Here is a 10817-nt window from a genome sequence, read left to right on the forward strand (position 1 = left end):
CAGCTACGTTCATACCCCTCGGAGGATGCACCGCTTGAGTTCATCGCCCCGTCAATTCGATGGCAGCGCGGACGTTTGGATGCGGCAATATCTCACGTCGCTCCTCAACGAGCCGACGCTGCGTACGCCCAGCCAGCTTTTGCAGATCTGGCTCGATCAGCAGGTTGACCCGGCGGCTGAGCGCCAGCGCGACAACCTGGCCCGCGTCACCATCCAGCATGTCGTCGATCGCTCGCCGCGCAGCGTCGTGCTTGGGCCAGCCGGGAGCGGCAAGACGCTCCTGGTGCGGCAGCTCGTGCGGCAGCTCGCCGAAGATGCCCTGGCGCAGCCCCACGCGATCCTGCCGCTGTACATTCCGCTCACCTTCTTCGCCGGCAGCATCGAGGGAACGCTCGGCGCGCACGCCCGCATGCGCGGCCCTGCCGTCGCCACCCTGGCGCTTCAGCGCCCGTGCATCCTGATCGTCGATGCGCTCAACGACGTGGCGGCAAACGAGCAGCTTGAGGTGCTCGGCATGCTGCGCCGCGCGATGAACCAGCTAGGGCCGCAGGGGCGCTGGCTGATCAACTGCCGCACCGAGCAGTGGGCGCTCTTCGCGCCCTGGCTGCAAGCGTCGCGCTCAAGCGTCTGGCGCATCCGCCCCTGGAACGATCAGACCGTCAGCACGATGCTCGGTCGGCTGGAACTGCCCGGCCTTCAGCAGCTCGCCAGCTACCGGGGCTGCGTCGAGCTGGCTCGTCGCCCGCGCTGGCTCGGCGGCCTGATCGGCGTCGCGCAGCACCACCAAGGTCAGGGTCGCAGACCGGGCCAGATCGCGCGCAACTGGGTCGAGCGTGTCTTCGCGGAGGCTGCCCAGGCGCACTGCCTGTCCGACTCGTGCGCGCATATCGGGCTGACGCTGCTGACCGTGATGACCGATGCGCTGCGCCGCCAGCCGCAGCCGATCCTTAGCCGCGCGGCGGTGATCGCCATCACCAACGAGGTCGCCGACGGCGTGGGCGTCCACGGCGAGGAGCTGCTCTCGCTGCTGGATGCCACCGGCATCCTCGATCTGGTCGGCGACGACGAGTGGGCGCTGCGCAGCGTCTTTTTGAACGATCTGGCCGTCGCGCTTGAGCTGCGCTACGAGCCGCCCCGGCGCTGGAGCGCCAGCATCGGGCGCGGCGATGCGCTGCCGCTGCTGCACAGCCTGCTGGACGAGCCAAGCGCGCTGATCGGGATGCTGATCGAGGAGCAAGCCTGGAACGAAGCGCAGCGCGTGCTCGACGCCAACGAAGATGCGCCGGAGACGCTGGCCGTGCTGGAGGCCACGCAGCGCGTCGACATCGACAGCGGCGCGGCGTTGGGCCGCGTCTGGGCGCGGGCGGGCAATCCCGACGTTGCCGTCACGCTGCTGCGCTGGGCGATCCGCCAGGGCCGCGACGATCCGCAGCTCTTTGGGCTGCTGGGCGACATCTACCTGAAGCAAGGACACTGGGCGGCGGCGCGCGACGCCTATACCGATGCCGTCCAGCGCGATCCGACCAACCTGCACTACCAGCAGGCGCTAGCCCGCGCCTGCCGCGAGCTTGGCGAAGACGACGTGGCGACGACGACGCTGGAGCAGGCGATGTCGTCGCATCACCAGCAGCTCGCCGAGACGGCCTACCACCTCGGCGGTGTGTACGAGCAGCGCCAGCGCTACCACGACGCGATCACGCAGTACATGACCGCCGCGTCGCTGGTGCCCGGAGACGCGCGCTTTGGCCTGGCCCAGGCGCGCATCCTGCGGCTGCTGCATCGCTACGACGAGGCGCGCAGCCTGCTGCGCTCGCTTCAGGCCACCGCCACCGATCCCGCGCCGCTGGCCCGCGAGTGGGCCGCGCTGATGAGCGCGCAGGGCAACGACGAGCAGGCGCTGGTCCATCTTGAGCATCTGGTCGAGCTGGGCGCGGCGACCGCCGACGTGTATCTTCAGATCGGGCAGATCCGCCGCCGCCACAGTGAGACGACCGCCGCGCATCTGGCGCTCTCGACGGCGATCGATCTCGATCCGCGCTGCTGCGCCGCCTACGAGCAACTGGCGGGCCTGGCGCTCGATCTGGGCGATCTTCAGACCGCCGCAAGCGCCTACCGCCGCCTGGCCGAGCTAGCGCCGAACGATCCGGCTGTGTATCGTAAGCTGGGCGCGCTGCTGCGTCAGCTCGATCAACTGGGCGATGCCGCGCAGGCACTACGAGTCTCGCTTCAGCTTGAGCCATCGGCTGAGGCGTATCTCCAACTGGCGCGGGTACGCTGGGCGCAGGGCGAGCAGGCGCAGGCGCTACACTGCTACCGCGCGGCGCTTGAGCTGAGTCCCGCCGACGAGCAGATCGCCGCCGAAACCGGCTGGGCCTTGATCGAAAGCGGCGATCCGGTCGCGGCCCTGGAGCCGCTGCATGTCGCAGTGTTGATCGGGCCGAACAACACGCGCGTGCTCTACGATCTGGGCCGCGCTCACGAGATGCAGGCCCGCCGCGCCGAAGCGCTGGAATGGTACGAGCGCGCCGCGACGGTCGCGCCGACCTGGGCCGAGGCGCTCCGGGCGACAGGCCGCGTGGCCTATGAGGTCGGGCATACCGCGCTGGCACGGACGCATCTGGCGCGGGCGCTGCGCTGCGACCGCAGCGACGCCGAGGCGCTGGCCGAGGTCGGGCGGCTGCATCTTCAGGCGCGCAACGGCGTGCGGGCCGAGCGGGCGCTGCGGCGCGCGACCACGCATGGCTGTGCGCATCCGCATCTGCGGCGCGACCTCGCCGACGCGCTGCTGCTGGTGGGCAGGGCGGCAGAGGCGCTGCGCTGGCTCGAACAGGCCGACGAGCACGACACCGAGGTTCAGTCGCTCCGCAGCAAAGCCTATGAGCAGCTCGGCGATCCGCGCATGGCGCTGCTGATCGCGCGAACCGCTGTCGCGCAGCGCTCCCGCGATCACCGCCTGCAACGGCGGCTGGGCGCGCTCGCGCTGGCTGCCGGACACGTCAGCGAGGCGATCGTCGCGCTCGAAACGGCGATTACGCTGGGCGATACCGACATGGAGACGCAACTCAATCTCAGCCGCGCGCTGCTCCGGGCGGGCAAAAACGAGGCCGCGCTGCGTCCCGCCGAGCTAGCCGTCGATCGCGCGCCACGCAGCGCCGCCGCCTACGAGCAACTGGGCCTGGTGCTGCTCGCGCTGCGTCGTGTGGAGGCGGCGTGCGATGCCTTTGAGCGGGCGATCGAGCGCGATACCAGCCGCGCTGCCGCCTGGTCCGGGCTGGCCGATGTCTGGCATACGCGCCACAGCCCCGGCGCGGCGCTGCCCTACGCCCGCCATGCGCTTGAGCTGGTGCCCCACGATGATACGCTTCGGCTTCAGGTGGCGCAGCTGCTCTTCGCGGCAGGCGACTACCACGAGGCCGAGACGATGCTGCGGTCGTTGCAGCAGCCGCGCCTTGAGGCCGAGCATCTGCTGCTCCAGATCGCGGTCGCGACCGAGCAGTGGACCGTCGCGGTCGATGCAGCGGAGCGGGCGCTGAGCGTAACGCCCAACGATCCGACATTGCTTGCGACCTCTGGCCGGGCGCTGATCGAGATCGGGCAGCCTGCCGATGCGGTCCAGCCGCTCGTGCGGGCCTGCGCCAGGCCGGACGCGCCCGCCGCCTGGTGGGCCTGGCAGGGCCGTGCCTACCTGGCGATCGGACAGTGGGCGGCGGCAACCGGCGCGTTCGAGCAGAGCTTGCAGCTCGACCGGCGCCAGCCCACACTCTACGCTCAGCTTGCGGAGGCATACATGGCACAGCATCAGCCGATTACGGCGGCGCAGGCGCTTCAGGCAGCGCTGGAACACGCCGACCGCGCCGATTGGCGCGCGCGGCTGGCCGAGGCGTACGAGCAACTGGATTGGCACGCCGAGGCGCTGCTCGAATGGCAGCGCGCACAGACGCTCGATCCGCGCAATGCGCGCTACCGCCGACAGACCGGGCTGGCGCATCTGCGGCTGGGCAATCCGCACGCCGCGCTCGACGAGCTTGAGGAGGCGACAGCGCTCAATCCCAACGATCCGCGTGCCTGGGAGCTTCACGCCCAGGCTGCCCTCCGCGCAGACCAGGCAGCACGCGCGGTTCATGCCGCCGCCTGCGCGATGGGCCTGGCTCCGACGGCAGCCGAGCCGCGCCAGCTTTTAGGTGAGGCGCTGCTCCGGAGCGGCGATGCCGCGCAGGCGCTGCAATGTTTAGCGCCGCTGCTAAACGATCAGGCGCTCGCGCCGCATACGCTGCTGCTGATTCATGAGGCGGCCCAGACCTGCGGCCAGCAGCAGATGGCACGACGTGCTCTGGAGCAGGCTCACCGCGTCGCGCCCGACGATGTCGAGGTGCAGCTTCGGCTGGCAGCGCACTTCAAGACCGCCGATCCGCCGCGCGCGCTCAAGCTGCTGCGCTTCCTGGCCCAGCGACAGCCACAGCGCGCCGACATCATTGCGATGCTGGCGGAGCAGGCGCTGGCGCTCGATGAGCTGGCGCTCGCGCGCAGCGCCGCAGAGCGCGCCGTCGAGATCGTGCCCGATTCGCATAGCTACCGGCGGCTGCTCGGCCATGTCTGCTTCAAGCTCGGCGATCATACCACGGCGCGGACCAGCCTTCAGCATGTGCTTGCCAATCAGCCGCAGGACGCGGCGACGGCGCTGGCGCTGGGTAAGCTGGCCCTGCAACGCGGCGAGACGACCGAGGCGCTTCGGCTGCTGCGCCTGGCCGCGCAGTACGCGCCCGACGACGCCGAAGTTCACGGTGTGCTGGGCATCGCGCTGCGCCACAACTGGCAGCCGGTCTGGGAGGACGAGCCGATCGAGCCGCAGACCGATCCGGCGCTGAGCCAGGCGGTCGCGGCGCTGGAACAGGCGACGCGCGGCGTCGGAGCGTGGCGCGGTGAGCTTGGCTGGACGCGACTGATCGCGGGCGATGTTGTAGGCGCGGTCAACGATCTCGGCGAGGCCGCGCGTCATCTCGCGCCCGGCTCGGCGGAGCGCGCCCTCACGCTGCGGCGGCTGTCGATTGCGCTGCTGCACGCCCGCAAGCTCGACGATGCGAGCACCGTCGCCGGGCACGCCGCCACGCTCGCGCCCAACGATGCGGTCGTGGCGAGTATCCAGGGCCAGCTCGCCGCGCAGCGCGGCGAGCTCCACCAGGCGATCCAGTACTACGCCCGGGCTGTCGCGCTGGAGCCGGAGACGGGCCGCTACCACGCGCGGCTCGGCGCGACGCTGCTGGAAGCAGGCGAGATCGAGGTTGCGCTCGATCATCTGGAGCAGGCGACCGATCTGGAGCCTGCGCGGGCCTTCGGCTGGATCTGCCTCAGCCGCGCGCTGCTGCGTATCCGCCAGTCACAGCGCGCCTTTGGCGTTGCGCAGCGGGCCACTCAGCTTGCGCCGGAGGACGGCACGGCCTGGCGGCAGCTTGCCGCCGCTGCCGAGACGATCGGGCAGATCGAAGCGGCGCTGGATGCGTTCGAGCGCGCGACGACGCTTCAGCCCGATAAGCAATGGCTGCTGGCGTATGCCAGCCTGGCGCTCGATCATGGCCGCGACGACCGTGGACGCGCCGTGCTGCAACGCGCCGTGCAGTACGCGCCCGACGACGGCGATCTGATCTACCGGCTGGCGCGGTTGAGCCAGGGCCAGGAGCGGATCACGTACCTGGAACAGGCCGTGCAGCTCGCGCCGAAGAATGCGCTCTGGCGCGCTGAGCTGGCGCAGGCGCTGGCGACGAAAGGCCAGCATCGCTCGGCCATCACTCACCTGACCGAGGCGGTCGATGCCGAGCCGCACGTCGCCGACCACTGGACCACGCTCTCCGATGCGCTGCTGCGGGCTGGCGATGATTTTGCCGCCGAGGCCACGCTGCGGCGCGGCCTGACCTTCCAGCCCAACAGCGCGAGTCTCTGGCTGGCTCTGGGTGCGCTCCTGGCAACGCGCAAACAGTGGCTTGAGGCCAGCACTAGCTTCGCCCGCGCGGCGGAGAGCGAGCCAAGCGCGGCGGCGCTCGCGGGCCAGGGCCATTGCCTGATGCATCTGGAAGCTGAGGGCGTGCCGCTCGATCAGGCGCGGCAGGCGCTTCGCCGCGCGCTGGAACTCGACGACCGCCACGCCGCAGCCTGGGCCGATCTGGCGCGAATCTATTTCCTCCAGCGACGGCCCAAAGAAGCGATCCGCGATGCCCGCCGCGCGCTGGCGATTGACTCGACGCTGGTGGACGCCTACCGCACGATCGCTGAGGCCGCGCTGGAGCTGAAAGGCGATTGGATCATGGACGCTCATGCCGCGCTGGAGTATGCCCTGGCGATCGAGCCGGACGCGCCCGATCTCCACGCGCTTCAGGGCTGGGCCTACTACACCGAGGGCGCGTACGAGGAGGCGCTCGCCGCTGCTCACCGCGCGCTACGCGCCGCGCCCGACGAGGCGAGCTACTATCTGCTGGAAGCCTATGCGCTCCGACGCCTGCGGCACTTCAAAGAGGCGATCGAATCGCTGCGCAAGGCGGTGAAGCTGAATCGCAATTATCGCGAGGCGCTGCAAGAGTTGATGACGCTTACGTCAGAGCTGTTTATGCAGGGCGAGCGCGCCTAGCGCGGCGTGCGAGACGAAAGAACAAAGGAACGATAAACCTTTGCAAAATAATCGGGATTGGATCGTAGGGGCGAGGCGCCGTGCCGTCCTACCCATGTGTCCCACATAATGATTCAAAGATCATCACGCCCTACCGGATCAATGGATCTGCTCGCTGCCGTAGATTCTGCACTCGTCAGAAAGATCACACTACCAGATGACCGATCTCGTCCGCCCGCTTGGTCACGCGCTGCAAGCGATCGAGGTGCTGCTGCGGCTGGGACAGCTCAGCGCCGCTCAGACGGCGCTCGACGCCGTCGCCCGCTCGCATCCCGATCTGGTCGCGCTGCATATCCTGCGCGGCTGGCTCTGGCTGAGCCAGTCGCAGCCGGAGCGGGCCGTCGCAGCCTTTCGCCTGGCCGCTGGTCGCGATCCGACCGATGCGCTGGCCTGGCACGGTATCGCCGAGTCCAGCCCCGACCGGGCAGAGCAGGCTGCCGCCGCCGAGCGCGCCCAGATGCTCAGTCCACAGGGGCCGCAGGCCCACCTCTGGCACGATCTGCACAGCGGCAAGCCCCACCTGGCGATCACCGCGCTTCGTGCGCTTAGCCGTCGCTTCGGCGAGCGGGCCGAGTGGGCGATCTGGTGCGCGGAAGCTCAGCGACGGGTCGGCAACGAGCAGCAGGCGCGAGAGCTGATCGAGCCGCTGCTGCGCCGCCGCCCGCGCCCGGCTCCGGCGCTGTTTGTCGCCGCCGCGCTGGCTCAGGATGGCGCGCAGGCGTATCAATACCTGCTGCATGCGCTGGCGGTCGATCCGCTCGCCACGAGCGCGCAGCGCATCTTTGCCCCCGATGCGCCGCCCTTCCAGATGCCCGCGCCGCCGATCGTCGCGATTCCACATGATCTGGCCGCTGCCCTGGATGCGCTGGTGCCTGCCGCAGCGCCACGACCACCCCGACCAGGTCCACAGCCGATGCAGCCCAAGGCGGCGCAAAACGATGCCGCCGTGCCCACGACATCAACGATTGATCCCGAATCCGCCGCTGCGCTGCGCGCCGTCGAGCAGGCGACAGAGCGGCTCTTGGGCCGCCGATCGCCGCAGGTCGCCGCAGATCAAACGACCGCGCTGCTCGTCACGCACTACGGGGCGCTTGAGGCCAGCTATGGCGCGGAGACGGCCACGGCGATCGTCGATACGCTCGCGAGCTACGGCGCGGCGCTGGCGCAGCGTGGCATTCAGGCCGCGTGTCTGCTGGTCGATCGGCAGGATACGCTGGCTCCGCTCGGCAATGTCGCGCCCGCAGCAGAGCGGAGCGCCGCCGCGTGCAAAGATGTGATCGACGCGGTATGCGCGCATCTGAAGGCAGATGGTCGCGAGGTCGACGCGGTGGTGCTGCTCGGCGGCGACGGGATTATCCCGTTTCATCGGCTGCCGAATCCGTCCCAGGACGCCGACGCGGATGTGCCTTCGGATAATCCCTATGGCTGCGGCGCGGGCAGCGAGCTTGCGCCTGAGCTGATCGTCGCGCGCTTTCCCGATGGCGGCGCAGATGGTGGGCGGCTGCTGCTTGATCAGTTGCAGCGCGCGATCGAGTACCATCGGCACTGGCATATCGCCGGGCCGCGCGGCGTGCTGACGCTGCCGTTTATGCGCCGTCTCACCAGGGCGCTCGAAGCGGGCGGGCCGGTGGTAAGCTGGGGCGTCAGCGCCGAGGCGTGGCAGTTGCCGTCGCAGACGGTGTACGCCGAGCTGGAAAGCGCGCGGCAGTTGGTCTGGTGTCCGCCCGCCACGCCCGATACGATCGAGGCCGCGTGGCCCGGCGACGGTCGGCTGCTGTATTTCAATCTCCACGGCCTGGCGGGCGGGCCGAACTGGTACGGTCAGGCGGTCGGTGGGCCAGCCAGCGCGCCGCTGCCGGTTGCGCTCACGCCCCACGACATCGGCTCGGTCCCGCCCGCGATGATCTGCATCAGCGAGGCGTGCTACGGCGCTGAGATCATCGGACGAACACCGAGCAACGCGATTGCGCTGCGTCTGCTCCAGAGCGGCGCGCTGGCATTCGTCGGCAGCACGGCCACGGCCTACGGCGCAGTTACGCTGCCGTTGGGCGGTGCGGATCTGCTGACTCAGCAAACGCTGCAAAACCTGCGGCGTGGACATCCGCTGGGCCGCGCGGTGGCCCTGGCGCGCGACTGGATGGCTCGTGAGGTCGTGCAGCAGCAGGGCTATCTCGATCCCGATGACGCGAAGACCTTGCTCTCGTTCGTGCTGCTGGGCGATCCGTGGGCCACGCCGTACACCAGGCCGGTTCTGGAGCGTAAAGCTGCTCTCCCCAGGATCGCGCCGGTTGTCGTGCAGCGCCGCCCCGTCGCGGTCAATCTGATCGCGCCCGCAGCCGTCAGCGTCGCCCAGCAGTTGATCGCGAAGGTCGCGCCGAGCCTGGCACGCGCGCCGCTGTCGGCGGTGGGCCAGGGCCGACCCGATCGCATCGCCAAGGGCCAGGCCAGCGCGGTCGTGTTTTCCGCTACCGAGTCGCTCCCGACGATCGATGGACGCAGCATCGCGCAGATCGCGAGGGTGACTGTCGCGGGCGGCGAGGCGCGCAAGCTGCTGCTATCGCGCTGACGCGCTCACTGTCGCCGGTCTTCGGAGACGACCTCGCGGCCCTGTTCCAGGCTATAGTCGCCGGAGTCGAGGTGCGGCGGCTTCTGCGCCTCGCGCACGATCACGCCCAGCTTGATCAGCAGCGTGACAAGGCCCATGCCCAGAGTCGCCAGCAGCACCAGGCCGCAGAGCACCAGGCCGATCACCACCAGTGCTGGAATCTCCATTTATGCTCCTTTTACGCTTGCGGAATGTTGAGAAATATGCTACAATCCCCGCCGTCGTGAGGGCGATTAGCTCAGTTGGTTAGAGCGCTACGTTGACATCGTAGAGGTCACAAGTTCGAATCTTGTATCGCCCACCACTCAAACTCCTCGGCAGCGAGGAGTTTTTTGTTGCCCCGAAATTGGACCCCCGCGTCCGCGCATTTGTTGCAGCCGCGCCACCTACGCCGACGCTTGTTCGCCTGTTCGCTCGTTCCCTTGTTCGCTTGTTCCCTCGCCCGTTCGCTCGATTCTTCTAAGCCGAACGACCTCCACCCGACGCCGGGCAGAGGTCGTTGCGCGCGCTCGAACATCGAGTGGCGCTACTTGCCGATGATCGGCAGGAACACCGGATAGCCGAGATCCAGCCCGATCACTACCGGATCATGGTCCGACGAGCGGTAGGGCGTTGGCGCGTAGCGATCGTCGGGCTTGAACTCCGTGTTGTAGTCCAGCACCGAAGGCTCGTCGGCGTTAATATGCCAGAGCGTCACATCTTTGACCTGGCGGCTCATGCTGCCCGTACCAAGCGCGTGGTCGAGGTAGCCCGACTGTCCATCGAAGATGTACGAGTAGCGCTCCGCCAGCGGCACGTGCTTCGCCACCTCGTTAACCAGGCCGCCCGCGATCAGCGTATCGATCGGATCTTCCTGGCCGTAAGCGTTCAGGTCGCCGATGACCAGCACATCGGGATCGGTCGCCGCCGCGATCCGGGCATGGGCAAACGTGAGCAGCGCCTGAGCCTGCTGCACGCGCTTCGCGTTCCAGCAGCCCTGACCGTCACCCTGGTCCGCGTTGGGATCGTTCGGATCGGAGGGGCAGCTTCCCTTGGACTTGAAGTGATTGACGATCACCGTGAACGTATGCCTGGAGCCGCTTTCCTGAAAGGCCTGCGCCACGGGCGGTCGATCGAAGATCGGATCGCTGCTGCTGGTGGACGCGCCAACCAGACTCACCCGACCGGGCTTGTAGATCAGCGCCACCTTGATCGCGTCATCGCCCGTGCCAGCGCCACTGACCGGATCGGGTACGGCAGCGTAGGTGCCGGGCGCGGTCGCCGCGTTCAGTCCGCTCACCAGATCATTGATCGCCGTTGCGCCGTTGTTCTCGATCTCGATCAGGCCGACCACATCGGCGTCGATCGCCGCGAGCGCCGCGATAATCTTGGCGCGCTGGCGCTGGAACTCGGTCGCGCTGTCGGCACCCCGACAGTCGCTGCGGGTATTGCTGGGGAAGCACTGCGCGCCCGACTGATCGATCGTCGTGAAGTAGTTGAGCACGTTGAAGCTGGCAACCTTGAGATCGCCGCCAACGGACTCCGGCGCTGCGGTGCGCTCGTTGCCGCGCGTGAAGC

Annotated in this window: 4 protein-coding genes and 1 tRNA gene; 3 read left to right on the forward strand and 2 right to left on the reverse strand. The window is 68.8% G+C overall.

What is annotated here, in order from left to right; translation table 11 throughout:
* Positions 1–34 precede the first annotated feature (34 nt).
* Positions 35–6616, forward strand: a complete 6582-nt coding sequence (locus tag VFZ66_19890) for a tetratricopeptide repeat protein (protein HEX6291456.1) — start codon at positions 35–37, stop codon at positions 6614–6616.
* A gap of 196 nt (positions 6617–6812) precedes the next feature.
* Entirely contained in the window at positions 6813–9221 is a 2409-nt protein-coding gene (locus VFZ66_19895; GenBank protein HEX6291457.1) for a tetratricopeptide repeat protein, read from the forward strand.
* Between the two features lie 5 nt (positions 9222–9226).
* Here the strand turns inward: VFZ66_19895 and VFZ66_19900 are convergent, their stop codons facing one another.
* Positions 9227–9427 (reverse strand): hypothetical protein, encoded by a 201-nt coding sequence (locus tag VFZ66_19900; GenBank protein HEX6291458.1) that lies wholly within the window; start codon positions 9425–9427, stop codon positions 9227–9229.
* Positions 9428–9487: 60 nt separating this feature from the next.
* Between VFZ66_19900 and VFZ66_19905 the strand changes: the two genes are divergently transcribed.
* Positions 9488–9564 (forward strand) — tRNA-Val (locus VFZ66_19905).
* Positions 9565–9786: 222 nt separating this feature from the next.
* Here the strand turns inward: VFZ66_19905 and VFZ66_19910 are convergent.
* On the reverse strand, positions 9787–10817 hold a 1031-nt coding region (locus VFZ66_19910), incomplete at its 5' end, for an ExeM/NucH family extracellular endonuclease (protein ID HEX6291459.1).

The sequence above is a fragment of the Herpetosiphonaceae bacterium genome (assembly GCA_036374795.1).
Lineage (GTDB): Bacteria > Chloroflexota > Chloroflexia > Chloroflexales > Kallotenuaceae > LB3-1.

Coding starts and splice junctions, on each gene's coding strand:
- VFZ66_19900 (HEX6291458.1), bottom strand. CDS start 9,427: ATGGAGATTCCAGCACTGGTGGTGATCGGCCTGGTGCTCTGCGGCCTG.
- VFZ66_19895 (HEX6291457.1), top strand. CDS start 6,813: ATGACCGATCTCGTCCGCCCGCTTGGTCACGCGCTGCAAGCGATCGAG.